18 protein-coding genes and 1 pseudogene are annotated in these 24446 nt (G+C 40.6%); 2 read left to right on the top strand and 17 right to left on the bottom strand.

Annotation, left to right across the window (positions count from 1 at the left end; all coding sequences use genetic code 11):
* From KHY58_RS09875 to KHY58_RS09855, 5 genes are all read right to left on the bottom strand, one after another.
* Positions 1 to 98 (bottom strand): GTP-binding protein (locus KHY58_RS09875; protein ID WP_038034850.1); only part of this gene is annotated, 98 nt, incomplete at its 3' end.
* Between the two features lie 50 nt (positions 99 to 148).
* A complete protein-coding gene (gene fusA / locus KHY58_RS09870; RefSeq protein ID WP_004693557.1) occupies positions 149 to 2224 on the bottom strand; it encodes an elongation factor G in 2076 nt (691 codons plus the stop codon).
* Between the two features lie 15 nt (positions 2225 to 2239).
* Positions 2240 to 2710 (bottom strand): 30S ribosomal protein S7, encoded by a 471-nt coding sequence (rpsG, locus tag KHY58_RS09865; RefSeq protein WP_004693556.1) that lies wholly within the window; start codon positions 2708 to 2710, stop codon positions 2240 to 2242.
* A gap of 52 nt (positions 2711 to 2762) precedes the next feature.
* Complete coding sequence (rpsL, locus tag KHY58_RS09860) at positions 2763 to 3137, bottom strand: 30S ribosomal protein S12 (protein WP_004693554.1); 375 nt, start codon at positions 3135 to 3137, stop codon at positions 2763 to 2765.
* Positions 3138 to 3213: 76 nt separating this feature from the next.
* Positions 3214 to 3459 (bottom strand): L7Ae/L30e/S12e/Gadd45 family ribosomal protein, encoded by a 246-nt coding sequence (locus KHY58_RS09855; RefSeq protein ID WP_004693552.1) that lies wholly within the window; start codon positions 3457 to 3459, stop codon positions 3214 to 3216.
* 355 nt (positions 3460 to 3814) lie between these two features.
* Here KHY58_RS09855 and KHY58_RS09850 point away from each other — a divergent pair, with 355 nt between their 5' ends.
* Complete coding sequence (locus KHY58_RS09850) at positions 3815 to 5836, top strand: BCCT family transporter (protein ID WP_278473235.1); 2022 nt, start codon at positions 3815 to 3817, stop codon at positions 5834 to 5836.
* 124 nt (positions 5837 to 5960) lie between these two features.
* On the opposite strand, the gene rpoC is transcribed toward KHY58_RS09850, so the two are convergent.
* The 3 genes from rpoC to KHY58_RS09835 form a co-directional block, all read right to left on the bottom strand.
* Positions 5961 to 10163, bottom strand: coding sequence for a DNA-directed RNA polymerase subunit beta' (gene rpoC / locus KHY58_RS09845; protein ID WP_004693548.1), 4203 nt, complete (start codon positions 10161 to 10163; stop codon positions 5961 to 5963).
* A 29-nt stretch (positions 10164 to 10192) separates the two neighbouring features.
* The gene (rpoB, locus tag KHY58_RS09840; protein ID WP_278473234.1) at positions 10193 to 14353 is read right to left on the bottom strand and encodes a DNA-directed RNA polymerase subunit beta; all 4161 of its coding nucleotides are present in this window, start codon (positions 14351 to 14353) and stop codon (positions 10193 to 10195) included.
* A gap of 330 nt (positions 14354 to 14683) precedes the next feature.
* The gene (locus KHY58_RS09835; protein ID WP_004696758.1) at positions 14684 to 16099 is read right to left on the bottom strand and encodes an aspartate ammonia-lyase; all 1416 of its coding nucleotides are present in this window, start codon (positions 16097 to 16099) and stop codon (positions 14684 to 14686) included.
* A gap of 267 nt (positions 16100 to 16366) precedes the next feature.
* Between KHY58_RS09835 and KHY58_RS09830 the strand changes: the two genes are divergently transcribed.
* The gene (locus KHY58_RS09830) at positions 16367 to 18007 is read left to right on the top strand and encodes an ArnT family glycosyltransferase (protein ID WP_278473233.1); all 1641 of its coding nucleotides are present in this window, start codon (positions 16367 to 16369) and stop codon (positions 18005 to 18007) included.
* Between the two features lie 42 nt (positions 18008 to 18049).
* On the opposite strand, the gene rplL is transcribed toward KHY58_RS09830, so the two are convergent.
* The 9 genes and pseudogenes from rplL to tuf form a co-directional block, all read right to left on the bottom strand.
* Positions 18050 to 18418, bottom strand: a complete 369-nt coding sequence (gene rplL, locus KHY58_RS09825; protein ID WP_004693540.1) for a 50S ribosomal protein L7/L12 — start codon at positions 18416 to 18418, stop codon at positions 18050 to 18052.
* A gap of 70 nt (positions 18419 to 18488) precedes the next feature.
* Positions 18489 to 18986 carry a 50S ribosomal protein L10 gene (gene rplJ, locus KHY58_RS09820; RefSeq protein WP_004693539.1) on the bottom strand — a complete coding sequence of 166 codons (498 nt, stop codon included), beginning with the start codon at positions 18984 to 18986 and terminating at the stop codon, positions 18489 to 18491.
* Positions 18987 to 19161: 175 nt separating this feature from the next.
* Positions 19162 to 19872 carry a 50S ribosomal protein L1 gene (gene rplA, locus KHY58_RS09815; RefSeq protein ID WP_004693536.1) on the bottom strand — a complete coding sequence of 237 codons (711 nt, stop codon included), beginning with the start codon at positions 19870 to 19872 and terminating at the stop codon, positions 19162 to 19164.
* A gap of 76 nt (positions 19873 to 19948) precedes the next feature.
* A complete protein-coding gene (gene rplK / locus KHY58_RS09810) occupies positions 19949 to 20374 on the bottom strand; it encodes a 50S ribosomal protein L11 (protein WP_004693535.1) in 426 nt (141 codons plus the stop codon).
* 101 nt (positions 20375 to 20475) lie between these two features.
* Entirely contained in the window at positions 20476 to 21012 is a 537-nt protein-coding gene (gene nusG / locus KHY58_RS09805) for a transcription termination/antitermination protein NusG (protein WP_008602485.1), read from the bottom strand.
* 12 nt (positions 21013 to 21024) lie between these two features.
* Positions 21025 to 21246 carry a preprotein translocase subunit SecE gene (secE, locus tag KHY58_RS09800; protein WP_004693531.1) on the bottom strand — a complete coding sequence of 74 codons (222 nt, stop codon included), beginning with the start codon at positions 21244 to 21246 and terminating at the stop codon, positions 21025 to 21027.
* A 43-nt stretch (positions 21247 to 21289) separates the two neighbouring features.
* Positions 21290 to 21439 carry a 50S ribosomal protein L33 gene (rpmG, locus tag KHY58_RS09795; RefSeq protein WP_004693530.1) on the bottom strand — a complete coding sequence of 50 codons (150 nt, stop codon included), beginning with the start codon at positions 21437 to 21439 and terminating at the stop codon, positions 21290 to 21292.
* 271 nt (positions 21440 to 21710) lie between these two features.
* On the bottom strand, positions 21711 to 23948 hold the full coding sequence (locus tag KHY58_RS09790) for a nitric-oxide reductase large subunit (protein ID WP_004693527.1): 2238 nt from the start codon (positions 23946 to 23948) through the stop codon (positions 21711 to 21713).
* 335 nt (positions 23949 to 24283) lie between these two features.
* Positions 24284 to 24446, bottom strand: a pseudogene (gene tuf, locus KHY58_RS09785) (elongation factor Tu); the annotation flags it as partial.

Here is a 24446-nt window from a genome sequence, read left to right as displayed (position 1 = left end):
GTGATTGCAGCAGTCAAAGTAGTTTTACCATGGTCAACGTGACCGATTGTACCGATGTTAACATGCGGTTTCGTACGTTCAAATTTTTCTTTTGCCATTTTAAATTATCCTCCGAGGAAAATAGTAATTCTATTAATCTAATATGAGATTAACCGTTTTTCTTTGCTTGAATTTCTTCAGCAATTTTCTTAGGAACTTCTTCGTAATGATCGAATGTCATGGAGTAGTTACCACGGCCTTGCGTTTTGGAACGAAGGTCAGTTGCGTAACCGAACATTTCGCTCAATGGAACATATGCTTTGATATGTTGGGAACCATTACGAGCTTCCATGCCGTCCATGCGACCACGACGAGAGTTCAAGTCACCGATAACGTCGCCCATATATTCTTCAGGAACGTCTACTTCTACAGCCATGTATGGTTCAAGCAATGCAGGATCTGCTTTGCGAGCACCTTCTTTGAAGCCCATAGAACCAGCAATTTTGAAGGCCATTTCGTTGGAGTCAACGTCATGGTAGGAACCATCAAATACGATAACTTTAACATCAACCATAGGGTACCCAGCGATAACACCGGATTCCATAGCTTCTTTAACACCGCTTTCAACAGGTCCGATGTATTCACGAGGAATCGCACCACCTACAACCTTGTTTTCAAACTCGAAGCCAGCACCTGGTTCTTGAGGAATCAATTCCAACCAGCAGTGACCATATTGACCACGACCACCAGATTGACGTACGAATTTACCTTCAGCCTTAACAGCTTTACGGATAGTTTCGCGGTATGCTACTTGAGGTTTACCTACGTTACAATCTACTTTGAATTCACGGTTCATACGGTCAACGATGATATCCAAGTGAAGTTCGCCCATACCGGAGATAATAGTTTGACCTGTTTCTTCATCAGTACGAACTTTGAAAGTAGGATCTTCTTCTGCCAAACGAGCAAGAGCTGTACCCATTTTTTCTTGGTCAGCTTTTGTTTTAGGTTCAACAGCAACGGAGATAACTGGTTCAGGGAATTCCATGGACTCAAGAATTACAGGAGATTTTTCATCACACAATGTGTCGCCTGTAGTAGTATCCTTTAAGCCAACCGCCGCAGCGATGTCACCAGAATATACGCGTTCGATTTCTTTACGGGAGTTAGCGTGCATTTGAAGAATACGACCGATACGTTCTTTTTTACCTTTAGTGGAGTTGAAAACGTAGGAGCCGGATTCCAATGTACCGGAGTACACACGGAAGAACGCTAATTTACCAACATAAGGGTCAGCCATGATTTTGAATGCCAACGCAGAGAATGGTTCTTCATCGGAAGAAGGACGAGTTGTTTCTTCTTCAGTACCAGGAACAACACCCTTAATAGGTGGGATATCGATTGGAGCTGGCATGTAATCGATAACAGCATCCAATAACATTTGAACACCTTTATTTTTATAGGAAGAACCGCAAAGAACTGGGAATAATTGGTTAGCAATAACAGCTTTACGCAATGCCGCTTTCAATTCTTCCACAGAAATTTCTTCGCCTTCCAAATATTTCATCATGATATCATCATCTGTTTCAGCGATAGCATCGATCATCATTTCGCGACGAGCTTCTGCTACTTCTTGATATTCAGCAGGGATATCAGTGATTTCATATTCTTTACCGTCATCGGATTTATAAATTTCCGCTTTCATAGTCATCAAGTCAATGATGCCTTCAAAAGTATCTTCAGCACCGATTGGTACTTGAATAGCTACGGAATTTGCACCCAAACGAGCTTTCATCATGTCAACTACGTTGAAGAAGTCAGCACCTACAGTATCCATCTTATTTACATAAGCGATACGAGGTACGCCGTAGTTAGAAGCCTGACGCCATACTGTTTCGGATTGAGGTTCAACGCCACCTTTAGCACTGAACACCGCAACAGAACCGTCAAGTACACGTAGAGAACGTTCTACTTCTACAGTAAAGTCAACGTGACCAGGAGTATCGATGATATTGATACGATGTTCTTTCCATTGACAAGTTGTTGCAGCAGAAGTGATTGTGATACCACGTTCTTGCTCTTGCTCCATCCAGTCCATCGTAGCAGCGCCTTCATGTACTTCGCCGATCTTGTGAACGATACCTGTATAGTAGAGGATACGTTCTGTAGTTGTTGTTTTACCAGCATCGATGTGAGCCATGATACCGATATTACGAGTTTTTGCTAAGGAAAACTCTCTTGCCACAGTTGTCACCTCTTATTACCAACGATAATGAGCAAATGCTTTATTAGCTTCTGCCATTTTATGAGTATCTTCTTTTTTCTTGATTGCAGCGCCTGCATTGTTGAAAGCGTCCATCAATTCGCCTGCCAAACGTTCTTTCATAGTGCGTTCACCACGAAGACGAGCATAATTTACAACCCAACGAATACCGAGGGTTTGACGGCGATCAGCACGAACTTCAACTGGCACTTGATAGTTCGCACCACCGATACGGCGAGCACGCACTTCAAGTACAGGCATAACATTTTTCAATGCTTGATCAAAAACTTCCATTGGGTCTTGACCCATTTTGGAACGAATAATTTCGAATGCATCATATACGATAGTTTCAGCAATGCCTTTTTTACCATCGTACATAACTTTGTTAATGAAACGTGTTACTAATTTGCTGTTGTACACCGGATCTGGAAGTACATCACGTTTCGGAACAGGGCCTTTTCTTGGCATGTTCAATTCCTCCTTTATAATGATGTGTGTTAATTTCGTTTAATGGCTAAAATTATTTTTTAGCTTTTTTCGCGCCGTATTTGGAACGACTTTGCATACGATTTTGTACGCCAGCTGTATCCAATGCACCACGAACGATGTGATAACGCACACCTGGAAGGTCTTTTACACGACCGCCTCTGATAAGTACAACACTGTGTTCTTGTAAATTGTGACCAATGCCTGGGATGTAAGCAGTTACTTCAATAGCGTTTGTCAAACGTACACGGGCAACTTTACGAAGCGCGGAGTTTGGTTTCTTTGGAGTAGCTGTGTACACACGAGTACATACACCACGTTTTTGTGGAGATTCTTGAAGGGCAGGAGCTGTAGATTTTTTAGTCAAGCTCATGCGGCCTTTGCGTACTAGCTGATTAATTGTTGGCATTTGGGCACCTCCTTTCCAAATTTGAGATTTATAATTGATCCGTCATAACAAAGTGTTACATCGGATATTACCGAGATTAACGTAGGACGCCTACAGCGGTGGCCCGCACCTTAATGCGACACGCACGACCGAGATCATCCATGGTGTGTTTGTCATTCACAGGTATTCCCTGTTCTTCACAAGCAATCCGTAAAGGCTGTACCACACGTTCATCACTATCACAACCCAGGAACACGTACTTCACAGCACCTTTAGCAATTTGTTTCAACGTTTGCTTGGCACCGATTGTTTTGTTCACCGACTTCAGATGGGCAATGTCCATTGTACTAATTCTCCTTACGAAATTATGCCCATTAGGCATACCTCGCCTAAAGCACTATGTAAGTATATCAATTACAGCAGTCCATGTCAAACAATTTCCAATGTCACACACCGCTCTACAGCTGCATTTTATGTGTACACTCATCCGTGTGTTTCATTCAATCTTAAATTATAAATGAAGAGTGATTTTTTATTCATATATCATTATTTTTATGTATAAATAATCATTCTATGCATTTACTATTATTTTTTCTTTTACCAATTATGCAAAATTAATATAAATACCATTTTATTATGATATAAATTAATACAGAACAAATATTTGTATTTATAAGTTACTAAAGAAAGGAGATTATATGATTAAACTCATTAAACGTTATTCAAACTTTAATCCCCCTGTAATTATAGGTAGCTTGTCTATCGTCTTAGGGCTAAGCTTATGTGCCCTTCTGATTCCGCAAATATCTCAAACGATCCTCCAAGGGATTCGTGATATTATATTTGAAGATTTCAGCTGGTTTTATGTTTTATCCATAAGTCTCTTCTTTATCTTCAATATCTTTCTTGCACTTAGTTCGCTAGGTGACATCAAACTTGGTAGCGACGATGAAGAAGCGGAATTCTCTTATACAGCTTGGCTCGCCATGTTATTTGCGGCAGGTACCGGTGTAGGTCTCATGTTCTTCGGTACTGCTGAACCGCTCTCACATTATCACTCCGCTGTAGGCTTAGTCGATGGTGCTCCTAGCGCCAAGGAAGCGTTATTCCGCTCCATCTTCCACTGGGGCATCAATGCATGGACGGTATACGGAATTATGGCTTTAGCATTAGCGTATTTTGGTTTTCGCTATAAGTTGCCATTATCACTACGTTCATGTTTCTATCCGCTGTGGAAGGATAAGATCAATGGCCCACGAGGGCACATTATCGATATCATCGCACTTTGTGTAACTTTATTAGGTATCGTAACCACCTTAGGATTTGGTGCGGCCCAACTAGGTGCAGGGTTCCTATATATTAATATCATCTCCACTAATGACTTTTCCGCACAAACGGTCATCATTATCATCATTATGTCCATTGCCGTTCTATCTGCTGTTACAGGTATTGACAAAGGCGTTAAGCTGCTCAGCGAAATCAATATATCTGTTGCATTGATCTTAATGCTTTTTGTACTATGTGCAGGTCCTACATTACTCCTATTAAATACAATGGTAGAAAACTTTGGATACTATCTATCACATATTTTAGGTCAAAGCTTCTATACATCTATCTATACACCAGAAACCCGTCCATGGTTCTTCAGCTGGACCATACTATTCTGGGCTTGGTGGTTATCTTGGGCACCATTTGTGGGCATGTTCATTGCACGTATTTCAAAAGGTAGGACTATTCGAGAGTTCATCTTTGGGGTACTCATTATTCCAACTGTATTTACTATCGTTTGGTTTACTATCTTTGGTAATACTGCAATTTATATCGATGAAACAGTAGCAAACGGTGCACTCGGTGCATTAACCGATAAACCAGAACAACTACTCTTTGCATTCCTTGAATATTTACCATTATCCGGTTTAACTAGTCTTCTATCGATTATCGTATTAGCATTATTTTTTATTACATCTGCCGATTCAGGTATTTATGTGTTAAATAATATTGCGGCCTATGATAAATCCACTTCATCTCCAAAGTGGCAATGCTTGATGTGGGGCTCTGTAATGTCCTTTCTTGCCATCAGTTTGCTCAGCATCGGTGGGCTTAATGTACTACAATCGGTAACGCTCATTCTCGCCTTACCATTTGCAGCCTTGATGGTTATCATGTGCTACAGCTTATGGCAAGGATTATTAACAGATACGCAATACTTTAACACAAAACTTTCAACCACATCCATCTACTGGGACAGCAAGAACTGGAAACAAGGTCTTGCCAAAATACTCAACCAAACGCAATCGGAAGATGTTATTTCCTTTATGAAAACAACAGCATTGCCTGCTATGTATCAGCTCAATAAAGAATTAACCGAAGAGTACGGATTAACTACGAGAATTGACAAACATTTCAATGGTAACGACGCCTCCGTAGAGTTAACCATCGAAAAAGAATCAATGCGCAACTTTACCTACGGCATCAAACTCGTTACGCAAGAGGTATCGGATCATCTCATCGAAGATCCCAACATTCCTCACATTACTGAAAGCACCAACGCAATCCCTATGACATATTTCAGTGACGGGCGCGCCGGATACGATGCGCAGTATATGACACGGGAGGATATCATTACCGATATCATTCGACAGTACGAACGATATCTTACTTTATCGGATGACGTCGGTTATGACATCATGTCTCATGACGCGGAAGAAGCAGCTGAATAGAAACCAATAATACCTATAACAAAAGGGTGCACCTCGCAGGTGCACCCTTTTTATTATGTCGCACAATATCAACTATGCAACAAGTCTATACAGTTAATATAGCTTAACGGCTAATCCAAAGTAATTAATCTTCAGACATAACCTCTTCCGTAATATCAATGATTTCAGGTGTATTTTTTACAACTTCAATCTTACGGTAACGACTCATGCCTGTACCAGCAGGAATCAACTTACCGATAATTACGTTTTCTTTCAAGCCCAATAATGGATCGATTTTACCCTTGATAGCAGCGTCGGTAAGAACACGTGTTGTTTCTTGGAAGGACGCAGCGGACAAGAAGGAGTCCGTTGCCAAAGCGGCTTTCGTAATACCCAATAGCGTGCGTTTGCCTGTAGCATTTTCACGACCATTGAGGGTAAGACGACGGTTTTCTTCGTCAAAGGTATTAACGTCCACCATATCCCCTGGAAGCATATCCGCATCGCCAGCTGTTTCAATTTTAACTTTATGAAGCATTTGACGAACGATAACTTCGATATGTTTATCGTTAATTTCTACACCTTGGGATTTGTATACTTTTTGTACTTCGTATACGAGGTAACGTTGAGTTGCTTCAGTACCCATGACACGCATAATGTCATGAGGATTGATGGAGCCTTCTGTCAAACGAGCGCCCAAGGATACCACGTCACCGTCTTTAACGATAATGCGGGAGCCGTAAGGAATGAGGTAATCGAGTTCAATACCATCTTCACCAGTGATAAAGATAGTGTTTGTACCTTTCTTACCTTCATTAGGCACAACGCGAACTGTACCTTCGTTTTCGGCGATGATAGCGTTACGTTTTGGTTTACGAGCTTCGAACAATTCTTCGACACGTGGTAAACCTTGTGTAATATCGTCACCTGCGACACCACCAGTATGGAATGTACGCATTGTCAACTGAGTACCAGGTTCACCGATGGATTGTGCCGCAATGATACCTACAGCTTCACCAACTTGAACTTGGTTGCCAGTTCCTAGATCACGACCATAGCACTTACGACATACGCCATATGGGCTACGACAAGTCAATACGGAACGGATTTTTACTGTTTCATAGTGTTTTACAACTTCATCAGCTAACGCCTCTGTGATTTCACCATTAAGAGGAACGATAACTTCGCCAGTTTCCTTGTTAACTAATTCTTCAGCTGCAATACGACCTACGATACGGTCTTTTAATGGCTCGATAACACCAGTACCTTCAACGATAGCTTCCACTTCAATACCGTGGATTTCATTGTTCCGTACTTGTACTTCTTTTACATCGGAGTTAAGGATAGCTTCGATGCCTTCTTCAGTAAGACGTGTATCAGCTGGGAAGATTTCTACACCTTCGCTGTCAACGATTGCTTGTACAGTATCCTTGTTCAACATATTTTGAACCATAGTTTCTTTCAATGTTGCACGGATGCTATCGTCGCTTTCACCAAGAATAATTTTTTGAACCAAGTTAGTATGGTTAATATCGCTATCAGAGCCCAAATGTGCACCGCGCAATGCGATAGATGTAACACCGGCTTCAGCAATATCTGCCAAGCATTGTTCATCCAAGATAGTTTCAGCTGGTACAACAAGTTCCCCTGTTTCAGCATTCACAACATCTTTATCTAAAACGCGACCAATAAGTTTATCTTTAAGCAATTCTAATGCTTGACGTGGGGATGTAGCCAAGCGAGCACGTTCACGAACGAGATCGATACCTACAACGTCACAATCGTCCTCACGAACGATTACGTCTTGAGATACGTCAACGAGACGACGTGTCAAGTAACCAGAGTCAGCTGTACGAAGCGCTGTATCGGCCAAACCTTTACGAGCACCATGAGAGGATGTAAAGTAATCCAATACAGTCAAGCCTTCTTTAAAGTTTGCTTTAATTGGCAAGTCAATGATTCGACCAGATGGATCGGCCATCAAACCACGCATACCAGCAAGCTGACGAATTTGTTGTTTATTACCGCGGGCACCAGAGATAGCCATCATGTAAACAGGGTTAAAGCCGTCTTTATCGCACGCCATATTATCCATCATCGCATCGGTAACATCTTCTGTTGCCTTTGTCCATAATTGGATAGTTTTACGATAACGTTCTTCTTCTGTAATAAGACCACGACGGTACATACGAGATACTTTTTCTACCTCTTGTTCCGCTGTATCTAACAAGCTAGTTTTAACTTCTGGTACTTTAATATCAGCAATAGCTACCGTCATACCTGCGCGACGAGCGAAGGAGTAACCCAAGGACTTGATGCGGTCCAATAGTTCTGCTGTTTTTTCATTACCAAACAATTGGAAACATTGATCAACCAATTTACCAACTGTTTTCTTATCCATAACCTTACCTAAAGAGTAAGTGCCATCTTCACGTTTCTCGTATTGCCACAATTCTGGGAATAAAGCATTGTTGAAGATCAAGCGACCTGCTGTTGTTTCTACACGGCCATGATCAGGTAAACGGATATAAAGAATATCTTGCAAACCAATGATATGAGACTCATAGGCAAGCATAACTTCATCATAGGTAGCAAATGTTTTTGCTTTATCACGAGTATCTTCGCGTACAACTGTTAGGTAGTATGTACCTAAGATCATATCTTGAGAAGGTACTGCTACTGGCTTGCCGTCCTTAGTAGACAAAATATTATGGCTAGAAAGCATCAATGTACGAGCTTCCGCTTGTGCTTCTACGGACAATGGTAAGTGACACGCCATTTGGTCACCGTCAAAGTCGGCATTGAAGGCTGTACATACTAATGGATGCAATTTGATAGCACGACCTTCCCAAAGGATTGGTTCGAAGGCTTGGATACCAAGTCTATGCAATGTAGGGGCACGGTTCAAGAGAACTGGATGTTCTTTAATTACCTCTTCCAAGGATTCCCACACGCCAGGGCCAATTCTTTCAACTTGGCGTTTAGCAGCCTTGATGTTGGATGCTTGACCGCGTTCTACCAAACGTTTCATAACGAATGGTTTGAACAATTCTAATGCCATCTCTTTTGGCAAACCACATTGGTGCATTTTAAGTTCAGGACCTACTACGATTACGGAACGACCGGAGTAGTCAACACGTTTACCGAGCAAGTTTTGACGGAAACGACCTTGTTTACCTTTAAGCATGTCGGACAAGGATTTCAATGGGCGGTTACCAGGACCTGTAACAGGACGACCGCGACGACCATTATCAATCAATGCATCAACCGCTTCTTGAAGCATGCGTTTTTCGTTGCGCACGATGATATCAGGAGCACCCAAGTCGAGTAAACGTTTCAAACGGTTGTTACGGTTGATAACACGACGGTATAAATCGTTGAGGTCAGATGTAGCAAAACGGCCACCATCTAATTGGACCATAGGACGCAATTCAGGTGGGATTACAGGAACGATGTCCATAATCATCCATTCTGGACGGTTCCCAGATTGACGGAATGCTTCTACTACTTCCAAACGACGAACTGCACGGATTTTACGTTGACCACTAGCAGTGTTCAACTCTTCGCGCAATTCGGCATTCAATGCTTCAAGATCAAGTTCTGATAAGAGAGCTTTTACCGCTTCAGCACCCATGTCGATACATGCGAAGAGAACCTCTTCAGCAGCGCCTAACTCATAGCGTTCTTCGCGAGTTAATTCTTCGTATTCCTTATCAGCTTCTGGTATTGTTGCATCATCACGAAGAGCCGCATTATAGCGCTCTTTGCGTTGTGCTTCACGAACAATAGCTAAACGTTCATTACGTTGAGCCACTGTTTCGATTACGACGGATTTACCACCGATAGTATAACCGTCTTCATTAAATTGAGCTTCGTATTCGCGGTATTCTTGCTCGGACAACAATTGACGTTTTGTCAATGGTGTACCAGCTGGATCTACTACGATGTAGGAAGCAAAGTATAATACGCGTTCCAAAGAACGTGGTGATATGTCAAGGATAAGACCCATACGGGATGGGATTCCTTTGAAGTACCAAATGTGAGATACAGGAGTAGCCAATTGAATATGGCCCATACGTTCACGACGTACTTTCGCACGGGTAACCTCTACACCACATTTGTCGCAGACTACGCCTTTATGGCGGATGCGTTTATATTTGCCGCAGTGACATTCCCAGTCCTTTGTTGGTCCAAAAATGCGTTCACAGAATAGACCATCACGTTCTGGCTTCAACGTACGGTAGTTAATTGTTTCAGGTTTCTTAACTTCCCCATGAGACCAGGATAAAATCTGCTCTGGAGAGGCTAAACCGATTCGCATGGAATCGAATTCATTTACGTCTAGCACTACTATCGCTCCCTTCCTTATAGATAGTTTTAGTCTTCATCGTTAGAGGAGTCGCCCATTGGGTACGCCAATTGGCTAAGGATATCATCTTCACCGCCATTATCAGCTGGTAATTCTTCCTCTTCCTCTACTTCTGGTTCTACTACAGTTACTTCATCAGTTTCTACAGCACTGCCTTCCATAACTTCTTCAATACCAGTTTCTACCACCTCATCTTCGTCCTCAAGTTCTTTCATAACAACTTCTTCTTGATCTTCATTCAAGATTTTTACATCGAGACCGATACTTTGAAGTTCTTTAAGCAATACCTTGAAGGACTCAGGTACACCTGGTTCAGGGATGTTTTCGCCTTTAACGATTTTTTCGTATGCTTTCACACGACCAACAACGTCGTCAGACTTAACAGTTAATAGCTCTTGAAGGGTATAGGCTGCACCATATGCTTCTAGAGCCCAAACTTCCATTTCCCCGAAACGTTGGCCACCAAACTGAGCTTTACCGCCCAAAGGTTGTTGTGTAACAAGGGAGTACGGACCTGTAGAACGAGCATGGATTTTGTCATCAACCAAATGATGGAGTTTAAGCATGTAAACGTAACCAACAGTAACGCGGTTATCCATCGGTTCACCAGTACGACCATCATATAGAACAGTTTTACCATCATCAGGACGACCTGCAATCGCCAATGTTTCGAATACGTCCTTTTCGTGAGCACCATCAAATACAGGTGTAGCAATATGAATACCTGCTACATCTGGTTTTGGCATGCCATATTTGTCAAAATCATAGCCAAGGCTTTCCAACTCTTTGCGAATTTCAACGCGTTTCTCTTCAGCAGAGTGAATGTTGTTAAGAGTATTCTTGACTTTGCTAATTGCCTCTAATTCTTCTACAAGCGCAGGATCCATTTCAGGAGCCTCTTCTTCAGAATCAAAGAATTCTACATGAAGTGCATTGTATTTAGCTTCAATAGCTTTAAGCTCTTGGTAACGAGCTTCGCCACCCATAGCATCCAATTTCTTTTGCGCTGTTGCTTCTACATGTTTTAAAATTTTAGTTTTCAAAGCAATGATTTGCTCATTTTCTTCGAAATGATTTACCGTAACATCTTCCGCAACTTTCGCTTCCAATGCTTCAATTTGAGCATAAAGATCGCGGATTGCATCGATTTGTTCCCAGTAAGATGCATCAGTACGGGCTTCTTTCAACACGTTTTGAATGTGAAGATCTGTAGCTTTGATTTTCATACCTAAGCCTTGAACAGCCCACCCCAAGTGAGTTTCAAGGACCTGACCGATGTTCATACGAGAAGGTACGCCCAATGGGTTCAATACGATTTGTACTGGAGTACCATCTGGAAGGAATGGCATATCTTCTTTTCTCATAACGCGAGAAACGACACCTTTGTTACCATGACGGCCCGCCATTTTATCGCCTTCATGAATCTTACGTTTTTGAGCGATATATACGCGAACAAGTTTATTTACACCTGGTTGTAATTCGTCGCCATTTTCACGGGTAAAGACTTTTACATCTACGACTTTACCAGATTCACCATGAGGCACGCGCAAGGAAGTGTCGCGAACTTCACGTTCTTTGTCACCAAAAATAGCACGCAACAAACGTTCTTCTGGAGTAAGCTCAGTTTCACCTTTTGGTGTAGCTTTACCTACAAGGATATCGCCAGGATGTACTTCTGCACCAATGCAGATAATACCATCTTCGTCTAAGTTTTTAAGTGTGTCGTCACCTGTATTAGGCAACTCACGAGTAATTTCTTCAGCACCTAATTTGGTGTCACGAGCATCACATTCGTATTCTTCAATATGAATAGATGTATAGATATCTTCTTTGCAGAGTTCTTCACTAAGCAAGATAGCATCTTCGTAGTTATAACCTTCCCAAGGCATGAACGCTACAAGAACGTTATAACCTAATGCCAATTCGCCGCCATCTGTAGCAGGACCATCAGCCAATACTTGGCCTTTTACAACATGATCGCCACGATTAACGATTGGTTTTTGGTTAAAGCATGTGGATTGGTTAGAACGAAGGAATTTATTCAAACGGTATGTATCAACACGACCATCGCTGTCGCGAAGAACGTGGATTTCATTACCCCAACAACGTACAACTTTACCTGCTTCACGCGCCAATACGCAAACACCAGAGTCAGTAGCTGCTGTATATTCCATACCTGTACCAACAAGTGGTGCTTGAGCGCGCAAAAGTGGTACTGCTTGACGTTGCATGTTCGCGCCCATCAAGGCACGGTTAGCATCGTCATTTTCAAGGAATGGAATCATAGCTGTACCAATGGATACAACTTCTTTTGGACTTACGTCCATATAGTCAACCTTATCCGGTGTAACTTCTAATACGTCATGACCACGACGACAAGCTACGTGTTCAGTTGTGAAGTACCCCTCTGCATCAAGTGGAGAGTTCGCTTGGGCAATTGTCATGCCTTCTTCTTCATCAGCTGTCATGTATACTACGCTGTCAGATACGCGCACTTTAACAACCTTGTCAGCATCCTTGCCTTTACCATACACTTTTTCTACTTTACGGTATGGTGCTTCGATGAAGCCAAATTCGTTTACCTTTGCATAGTTGGACAAGGAGTTAATCAAGCCAATGTTTGGACCTTCTGGAGTTTCAATAGGACACATACGACCATAGTGAGAATGATGCACGTCACGAACTTCGAAACCTGCACGCTCACGAGACAAGCCGCCAGGGCCAAGGGCAGAAAGACGACGTTTGTGAGTCAATTCCGCCAATGGGTTTGTTTGGTCCATGAACTGAGACAATTGAGAAGAACCAAAGAATTCTTTGATAGCTGCCACTACAGGGCGAATATTGATCAACGCTTGAGGTGTAATGGATTCAGTTTCTTGAATGGTCATGCGCTCACGAACAACACGTTCCATACGAGTTAAACCGATGCGGAATTGGTTTTGCAACAATTCGCCTACGCAACGAAGGCGACGGTTACCCAAGTGGTCGATATCATCTGTATGACCTGCACCATCCATAAGGTTGAGCAAGTAAGAAATGTTAGCGATCATGTCTTCACGTGTTACTGTACGGTGATCATATGGTAAGTTGCAGTTATTACAGATAACTTTAGACTCTACACCATCATTATTTACGATATAGAATTCAGCAAAACCTTCACCATCGAAAACATGGCTATTAGCAACGATATCAAGTTGTTCTTCCCCAACTTGTACGCCTGCATCAAGGATAATTTCGCCAGTTTCTGGATCTACAATTGGTTGAGCCAATGTTTGACCCAACATACGTTGGCGCCAGCCAAGTTTTTTGTTCAATTTATAACGACCAACGCGCGCTAAGTCATAACGGCGTGCATCGAAGAACAAGTTATCGAACAAGTTACGAGCAGACTCTACAGTCGGAGGCTCGCCTGGACGTAATTTTTTATAGATTTCAACCAATGCTTCATCAGCAGATTGAGTTGTATCTTTTTCTAATGTACGAACGATGCGTTCATCATATACTGGTAAACCATCCTCATCAGTTTTACCATTCCAGAAGAGGTCGAGGATACTTTCATTCGTATCCCAACCTAATGCACGTACCAATACAGTAGCTGGTAATTTACGGTTACGGTCAATACGAACAGCCACCACTTCACTAGCATCTGTTTCAAGTTCAATCCATGCACCACGGTTAGGAATAACTGTGGAATCATACAAACGGTTACCCATTGTATCGATTTCTTTATTGTAGTAAACGCCTGGAGAACGTACTAATTGGGATACGATAACACGTTCTGCACCATTGATGATGAAAGTACCTGTATCCGTCATCAATGGGAAATCGCCCATGAAGACTTCTTGTTCTTTAATGTCCATATTTTCTGGATCATTATTTACCAAGCGAATATTTACACGAAGTGGTGCTGCGTAAGTAGCATCACGGTTTTTACATTCATTAATATCATACTTAGGTTCACCTAAGCTGAAACCTTCAAAAGAAAGTACTAGATTACCTGAATTGTCTTTAATCGGAGAAATATCGTTGAAAATATTTTGTAAACCACTCTCCAAGAACCACTCATACGATTTACGTTGAATGTCCAATAAATGCGGCATCTTGATAACTTCGTTAATTTTAGCGTACGTATAACGAGTTCGTTTGCCTACCTGTTCAGGTTTGAACATATTTGCTTTCACCCCTATCAAAACACACTGGTCTACCATTTTCTATAACGGCATGAAAAAGACATCTTACAGGTCTCAGTTTTCCTGCTCGGGCAACGTCAAATAAAGCAAGGTCCATTTCATTTTTAAAATAACCTTGCTTCCCATTAACCAAGCACAACCTTGGAAGAAAACCTCATCACTATTTGTGTTATAGTTTTTACATCCAAAAGCAGAAAACGCTACTTTTGCAATATATAATTCTATCAGTATTAAAAAAGACTGTCAACCAAAAGGGTTGACAGTCTTTCATTTTCATGCTTTATTCATGTATCAAAAGAGAACCATAAATTAGTTGCCTTTTTGTTTTAAAAGATTCGCACCAGCGATACCAGGGCGAGTCATTTCTTTAGGAGAAAGAATATGATTAATTTCATCCTCAGTCAATAAACCTTGATCCAAGATGATATCGCGAATAGCTCGACCTGTTTCATACGCTTCTTTCGCCAATGCAGAAGCTGTTTCATAGCCAAGATGTGGCAACAATGCTGTTACGATACCAACGGAACGATTCAACCAGTACTCGCATTGTTCACGGTCTACTTCAAGATCAACAAGCAATTTATCAACGAATGTATTTACACCGTTTTTGAGATAGCAAAGATTATTGAACAAGTTGTATGCCAATACAGGTTCCATAACATTTAACTCGAATTGACCATTTTCTACAGCTAATGTAATAGTAAGGTCATTACCGATAACTTGGTAACACACTTGATTCAATACTTCAGCAATAACAGGATTTACTTTTCCTGGCATGATAGAGGAGCCTGGTTGACGGGCAGGCAATTTTAATTCACCAATGCCACAGCGAGGTCCAGATGCCATTAAGCGAAAATCATTTGCCATCTTAATCAACACAAGTGCAGTTACCTTCAAACCGCTAGAGATATCAGCAAATACGTCTGTATTGTTTGTGGCATCGATTAAGTTCTCCGCGGTGTAGAACGGTTCGCCTACTACTTCACTAAGTTCATAAGCTACATCATGAATATAATTAGGCTCAGCATTAAGGCCTGTACCAACTGCAGTGGCACCCATGTTGATTACATGTGCACCTTCAACGGCAGATTTAATGCGTTTAATACCACGACGAATACCAGATGCATAAGCGCCCATCTCTTGGCCCAATGTAATAGGCACCGCATCTTGTAAATGAGTACGTCCCATTTTTAAAATTTCACTATATTCTTCAGCTTTTTTCTCAAGCTCATCAACAAGACGTTGCAAAGCTTCAAGTAACGGTTTAGATTTCAAAATTGCACAAACTTTAATCGCTGTTGGGAAAGCGTCATTTGTAGATTGTGCCATGTTACAGTGATTGTTAGGGCTTACAATATCATAGCTACCTTTTGGATGACCTAAAATTTCACAAGCACGATTTGCCAACACTTCGTTCATATTCATATTCACAGAAGTGCCAGCACCACCTTGAATTGGATCAACTGGAAATTGGTCAGCAAATTCACCTGCAATAACTTCATCAGCTGCTTGAACAATCGCTTTACCGATAGATACATTGAGACGACCTGTTTTCATATTAGCTAAAGCAGATGCTTTTTTTACCATCGCTAGAGCTTTAATAAAATCTTGGTCTAAATGTTTCCCTGTAATATGGAAGTTTTCTAAGGCACGAATCGTTTGCACACCATAATATAACTCATCCGCTACTTCTAATTCACCTAGGAAATCATGTTCTTTTCTCATAATAGATCCTCTTTCCACTATTTCATATATTAGATGATAGTTTAATGAAACGGTTTTATCTTATGCGCTCATTATAGCATGTATTTTGTATACATAAAAGTCATTTCATATATTACGAATAAACAATATTCTATACAATATATTATTTCATAAATATTTTCTATAACTATTTCCATATTTATAAAGGCTCTGTTTTTATCTTTGATTAGTTTAAATATTACACGCCCTATAGTACAATAATATAAACTATATAAGTAAGGAGTAACTATGATTAACAATCACATGCTGCGCATAGGTGCGCTCTTTTTATTAACCGTTTTATGCTACGGCTTTTATAATGCCTATTTGCCAATCACTGATCCGGTGGAGTCCAACTATGTTCTCTCCGCCATCACCATGCTAAAACACAACTCATGGATATCCCCCATGATATATGATCACGTATGGTATGATAAACCACCGCTCACCTATTGGGCACTTATGATTACATACAAACTATTTGGCATATCTGACTTCACGTCTCGTATACCGAATACGCTTGTTGCGGGAGCTAGCGTGGCCCTAATGTATCATATAACTTACCGCATATCTAAAAATACTTTTGCTAGTGTACTCTGTGCTATTCTATTAATGAGTACACTACAGTTTTGGTACATATCTCATGCAATTATAACCGACGGATTTCTACTTCTCTTCACCTTAGCTATATTTGGATATAGCTATTTAGCTTTTACCAATAATGACAAGTCAGCTATGGTGAAAGCTTACATTGCTGCTGCCTTAGCTGTAATTACCAAAGGACCTATAGGCATCATCTTGCCCGGCCTGATATTACTCATTTATGTATGCGCTCGCTATATAGTCCATAGAAAAGATGAAAGTTATCAGCTTTCAAAGGATATTAAATTACTATTTAATCCCTTAGGACTATTAGCCTTTATAGCGATAGCTAGCCCTTGGTATATCGCTATGTATTCCATTCACGGTGAGCAGTTTATTTCCGGATTCTTAGGTCTACACAATGTAGATCGAGCTCTTATATCTGAGCATCCTAAATTTAATGTATGGTATTACTATCTATTAATTGTACCCCTTTCACTATTACCATGGACACCTGTAATAGTCTATCATTTAAAAGATCTTAACTGGAAAGATGATTTTGATCTATTAGGTATTATATGGTTTATAGTTATAGTTCTATTCTACTCTCTAGTAGCTACAAAGTATCTAACCTACACATTACCTGCCATTATCCCTTGTATAATATGGGCGGCTGTAAAAATTTGTGAATTAGTTACTGACAAAGAAACCGGTGAATTTACTCAATCATTCAAAAAGTTTAATTATTTAATTACCCTACCACTAGGTATTTACTACATGATTTTTACATTTACTACAGCTTTTGATAAAAGTCTTGATAGTAAACCGTTAATCGTAGGTTCCTTTATTATAGTATGTATGATTTTAATCGGTCGATACTACATAACATCATTTTTTAAACTAGCAATATATGCTTTAGTTCCACTAATTACTTTATACTCAGCTATTACAATTACAGTACCACCAATATTATTTAATCAATCTGGTTTACAGTTTAGAACGTTCATCGAAGATACATCAAAACCAATATATGTATATGGCAGTTACTATACTTCTATTGTATATTACATGGATACTATACCCACCCAAGTTTTCGTAGATACAACTGATGATTCTATATGGACCGAAGGCAAAACATTAATGCCTACCATAACTAAAGAAACATTTTTAAGTAATACATCAAATAATCGCGGTGCCTATGTCATCGTTCCTAAAAAATATGATAAGGATTTCTCTAATACATTACCGTATCCAAAAGCCAAATTAGTTAACAAAACAAAACTCGCATCAATTTATAAACTCCAATAGAAAAAGGCGTACCCTATGGGTACGCCTTTAATATAGCTAGAATTATTTCAATTCTACGGATGCGCCAGCTTCTTCTAATTGAGCTTTCAAAGCTTCAGCAGCTTCAGCAGCTACGCCTTCTTTAACAGGTGCAGGAGCGCCGTCAACGATAGCTTTAGCTTCTTTCAAGCCAAGACCAGTTGCTTCACGAACAACTTTGATTACGTTGATTTTAGATGCGCCAGCATCTTTCAAGATTACGTCGAAGGAATCTTTAGCAGCGCCGCCTTCAGCACCACCAGCAGCTGCTACAGCTACAGGAGCTGCTGCAGTTACGCCAAATTCTTCTTCGATTGCTTTTACAAGATCATTAAGTTCAAGGATTGTTGCTTCTTTCAATTCAGCAACGATGTTTTCAATGTTCAATGCCATTTTAGATTTCCTCCATAAATTAGTTTATAGTGCCAGCCTCAAGCGGCCAACGAATACTTTGCAAAAAATATTATTCTGCAGGTTTTGCTTCTGCAACAGCTTTGACAGCGTATGCAACATTGCGAACAGGAGCTTGCAATACGGAAAGCAACATGGAAAGCATACCTTCGCGATTTGGAAGAGATGCAATTGCTTTAATGCCTGCAGCGTCCATAACTTCGCCTTCAACGATACCAGCTTTAACTGTTACAACTTCTTTTTCAGTTGCTTTGATGAATTGTTCGATTACACGAGCAGGTGCAACAGCATCATCTTTAGAAGTAGCCAACGCAGTTGGGCCTTCTAAATGCTCAGCGAAACCTTCAAGATTCAATTCGTTTGCAGCGATACGAGTCAAAGTATTTTTGATTACTTTGTATTCAACACCTTCAGCCAACATTTTGCGACGAAGATCAGTTGCTTGCGCAACAGTTAAACCAGAGTAACCAATCAATACAGCACCTTTTGCTTCAGAAAGAGTTTCTTTCATTTGAGCAACGATTGCTTTTTTTGATTCAGTGACAGCCATTAGATTACCTCCTTGTAGATTTTTTTGGTGCTCTATGTACTATCTTAGCGTAAAAACGACCCCATCGCACGCGATGAGGTCGTAACTAGTCCTAGGTTGTTCTAGTGTCAGCCTCAGCGGGCGGATTTTCATCCATTATACATACCAGCCGTCTACAGCTAAGAGACATATTTAATTATTGCTCTTTAGAAACAGTGCTCAATTTGAACACGTTCAAAGGTACACCAGGGCCCATTGTAGCGGACAAGGTTACAGATTTAATGTATTGACCTTTAGCTGCTACAGGTTTAGCCTTGATAATAGTATCAACGATTGTACGGTAGTTGTCAAGTAATTTTTCTTCATCGAAAGATGCTTTACCGATAGAACAAGAGATAATACCTGCTTTATCAGTACGGTATTCGATTTTACCAGCTTTGATTTCGTTTACTGCACGAGCAACGTCTGGAGTTACTGTACCAACTTTAGGGTTTGGCATCAAGCCTTTAGGACCCAAGATTTTACCAAGACGGCCAACTTGACCCATCATGTCTGGTGTAGCAACTACTACGTCGAAGTCGCTCCAACCACCTTGGATTTTAGCTACTAACTCTTCAGAACCTACGAAATCTGCACCAGCTTCTTCAGCTGCCTTAATATTGTCGCCTTTTGCGAATACAAGAACGCGTTTAGTTTTGCCAGTACCATGAGGCAATACTACTGCACCACGAACTTGTTGATCAGCGTATTTAGGGTCGACATTCAAGTTGAAAGCAATTTCAACTGTTTCATCGAAATTTGCAGTTGCAGTTTTCTTAACCAACTCAATCGCTTCTACTGGTTCGTAGAATTTACCAGCTTCAATAAGTTTTACTGCTTCAGCGTATTTCTTACCTACTTTTGCCATTATAATATCCTCCTTATGTGGTCAAACGGGAATTCCCTCCCACCGATTTGCGCCTTATGCGCAAGTCGTACGCTTATTAGTCAACGATTTCAATGCCCATGCTGCGAGCAGTACCTTCCACCATGCGCATACCTTGTTCTACGGTATTAGCATTCAAATCAGGCATTTTCAATTCAGCAATTTCACGAACTTTATCGCGACCTACTTTTGCTACTTTATCACGGTTAGGTACACCAGAACCTTTTGGAATACCTGCAGCTTTTTTCAACAATACTGCAGCTGGTGGAGTCTTAGTGATGAAGTCGAAACTACGATCTTCATATACATTAATAACTACTGGAATAATCAAGCCAGCTTGTTTAGCAGTACGTTCGTTGAATTCTTTTGTGAAAGCAACGATATTAACACCTGCTTGACCTAGTGCAGGACCAACTGGTGGTGCTGGAGTAGCTTTAGCGGCTTCAATTTGTAGTTTTACTTGTTTAACTAATTTCTTAGCCATGGGTAATTAAACCTCCTATGCTTATACTGTGGTGGTAACGGATATACATCCTCCCACTGGCAACCAAAATCGATTGCTCTTTTTAGAGTTATATTTATATATTAAAGAGCTTTCTCAACTTGAGAGAACTCTAACTCTACCTCGGTATCTCGATTGAACATTTCTACGCTAAGTTTCAATGTTCCTTTATCAGGGTTAAGTTCGGTAATAACACCTAGTTTATCTTCAAAGGCACCGGACGTAATGCGAACCGTTTCACCAACTTCTACATCAACGTTAATGGTTGGTTTCTTATCCAAGCCCTGAGACTTAAGTATATGTTCTACTTCGGAATCAGAAAGTGGAACTGGTTTTGTAGCAGAGCCAACGAAACCTGTTACACCTGGCGTGTTGCGTACAACATACCAAGAACGGTCATTAACTTCCATTTCCACCAATACATACCCAGGAAATATCTTACGTTTTACTACTTTTTTAACCCCATCTTTTTCATCTATTTCGTCTTCAAGAGGCACCAAAATTCGGCTGATCACATCTTGTAGCCCCATAGATTGAACTTTAAGTTCAAGAGTGGTTTTTACTTTATTTTCGTAGCCTGAATAGGTATGAATTACATACCACTTCTTATCTGCTTCCATGTAATGGCCCCCTTATCCAACAAAGTGCAACAACGTATTAAAAAGTTGGGCAAAGAGTCCATCAAGCACAGAAATAATCAAAGCGATGAATATGGTCACTAAGAATACTACTATTGTGTAATTGATAAGCTCTTTTTTTGTTGGCCAGACTACTTTTTTTAGTTCAGCTTTCACACCGCGGAAGAATTTTCCAAATCCACCACGCTGCTGCACTGCTGAGTTAGACTTTGCCATTGTGTTTCACATCCTCAAATCAACAGGTAATGAATGATAAGAATTATTTTGTTTCACGGTGTAATGTATGTTTACCGCAGAATTTGCAATATTTCATCATTTCAATACGATCAGGATTGTTCTTTTTATTCTTGTTCGTTTGATAGTTGCGTTGTTTGCAATCTGTGCAAGCTAAAGTAATGGCATTACGCATCCGGATACACCTCGCTTTATATTTACTAATCTGTCTCTTGTACTCGAAAACGCTCGACTACATACTAAAAAACTATATCATACGTAGCAAGCGATGTCAAGAAATTAAGCAACTCAAAAAAAGCCAGGCACGTATGCCTGACATGGATAGTATAACAGACAATGGCGCCCCTTGTCTACCCAAAGAACGCCATGTCATATTAGCTTATAGTTAGCTTATATATATTATATTTAATATTATAATTACATATTTACTATTATTGCTTCGTTTATTACTGTTTCTTTGTGAAAGTTACTTTCACGATTTGCCAGAAGAAGGCCAATGCCCCCAATATCATGATGGTATCGCCAACCATGCGAAGCCAACGCAAATTTTGTAACAATGGTTGTTGCATAAAGTCTTCACTGCGAGCGAGCCATAAGCCTTGTGTAACACTTGCCCAACTTTGAATCAAGCCAATTGGCAATAGACTGATAAGAACCATTAACGCAAGGCCCCAATTCAATGCCCAGAAACCGAATTTCATCAACTTGTCGTTAAATTCCACTTCAGGTCGAATATAACGAGCGATGAGGAATACAAAGCCTAAACTCAAGAACCCGTATACGCCGAACAACGCCGTATGAGCATGAACAGCTGTCGTATTTAGACCTTGAATATAGAACAAGGAAACCGGCATATTAATTAAGAAGCCGAAGATGCCTGCACCCACCAAGTTCCAGAAGGATACGGCAATGAAGCAGTATACAGGCCATTTTAGTCGATGCATCCAAGGAGCACTATGAAGGCGTGTATAATTTTCAAACGCTTCATATCCCAAGAGTACAAGAGGCACTACTTCCAACGCGGAGAACGATGCCCCTGTGGCCACGATAGTCGATGTAACACCGGTGAAATAAAGATGATGGAATGTACCAGGGATACCGCCGATAAGGTAAATGGCACCGGACGAAATCGCTGCTATGGTACCTGCACGGTAAGATACGAGACCAAGTGTTACGAAAATAAAGGCCATCAACGTAGTAGAGAATACTTCAAAGAATCCTTCTACCCAAAGGTGAATAACCCACCAGCGCCAGTATTCCATGATTGCCAAGTGGCTGTGTTCTCCGTAGAAAAGACCTGGTCCATAGAAAATACCGACCATCACAACGGAGAAAATAAAGGCAGCAATAAGGTTTTTATCCCCTTTATTTTTGAAAGCACCAATGATGCTGCGCACCATGAGTACAAGCCAAAATAGAATGCCGATATATTCAATCCATTGCCATACGCGCCCCAACTCGATAAACTCATATCCTTGGTGACCCAAGTAGAAGTTTAGAGACGCCGGAATCTCATGAGCAACACCTAAATATGTACCTGTAAAGGAACCCACTACCAACACAACGAGTGCCCAGAACAAAATATCCACGCCCAATTTTTGGAACTTAGGATCTTTACCGCCATTAATAATCGGCGCCAAGAATAAACCGGCACTCAAGAATGCCATCGCAATCCAGAACAAGGATGCTTGAATATGCCAAGTACGAGCAATAGAATATGGGAAATACTGCGCCAATGGAATGCCATAGAAAGCCTGTCCTTCTACGGTGTAGTGCGCAATGATACCACCCATACCAAGTTGGAGTAAAAATAATGCCAAAATCGTAAATAAATATTTTCCTAAAGACCGTTGAGATGGTGTGAGATGCAATTTGGAAATTGGATCTTCCGCAGGTGGTGTTAATTCATGTTCATCTTGTTTGCGACCGAATGCCCACATCCATACGACAATACCAATACCACAAAGTAAAATAATAACACTCACAACAGACCAAGCTACGCTTTCCGGTGTTGGATTATGATCTAACAATGGCTCGTGAGGCCAATTGTTGGTGTATGTTGCATCTGTACCAGGGCGTTGAGTCGATGCCATCCACGTAGTCCAGAAGAAGAATCGTGCCATATCAATACGATCTTTTAATTCTGGCAACGTATTGTCTTTCATCGCAAAATGATCGCGTGTTTCGGACAATTTAGGGTTATCACCATACAGTTCAATAAAATATTGTCCGGTTAAATTCATCGCTGTAATACGTTCCGGTGAAAGCACAACAGTTCCATCTTCACGAACAGCACTGTTAAAGTACTCTGCTTTAACTGCTTCTTTAACAGCCGCTTTCTGCACATCACCTAACTGTTCATAAAGAACACCAAAAGCTTCTTGAGACTTGATATCAAGCATTACGGACACTTCTTTGTGCAACCAATCAGCTGTCCAGTCCGGGGCTTGATATGCGCCATGACCTAGTACGGTCCCTACAGATTGACCACCTGTAGATTGCCAAGCCGATTGACCATGTAAGATATCATCCTTAGTGAACAAAACCTGTCCATCTTGAGATACATACGCGGTTGGTACCGGTGGCGCTTGATGATATACATCAGTACCCAAATAGCCAAGAATAGAGAATCCAATAATAAGAACTGCTACTACGGCTATCCAATACTTTTTGTATTCGCCCATCACATTACCTCCTTTTCTATAAAAGCACAAAAAGAGAGCCTATGCTCTCTTCATATATAATATACACTAATTTTATAAATAAAGTTGTATCTAAGGTTACAATATATTAAAATTTCTTCTCAATTTGTATCAATAGTATGATTATCCTTTGAAGCCTGAATACAACGTATATATCACCTTACAAAATCATCATTGTTTCAATATATTAGCGATTCAATTCTATACTCTTAATCATCAATATATACAAAATAAAAGGGACCCATTGGGTCCCTTTTATTGAATCTAAAATTCAATTATATAGCTAATGTATCGATACATTGAGCTATAAACTTGTATTAACCTTCGATTTCTGTTACTACGCCAGCGCCTACTGTATGGCCACCTTCGCGGATCGCGAAACGAAGACCTTCTTCGATAGCGATTGGAGTAATCAATTCGATTTCCATTGTTACGTTATCGCCAGGCATACACATTTCTACACCTTCAGGAAGGTTTACA

This window comes from Veillonella parvula, from assembly GCF_018366295.1.
GTDB classification, from domain to species: domain Bacteria; phylum Bacillota; class Negativicutes; order Veillonellales; family Veillonellaceae; genus Veillonella; species Veillonella parvula_P.
The sequence above is the reverse complement of the archived record's forward strand: the minus strand, read 5'-3'. Positions and strand labels throughout refer to the sequence as shown.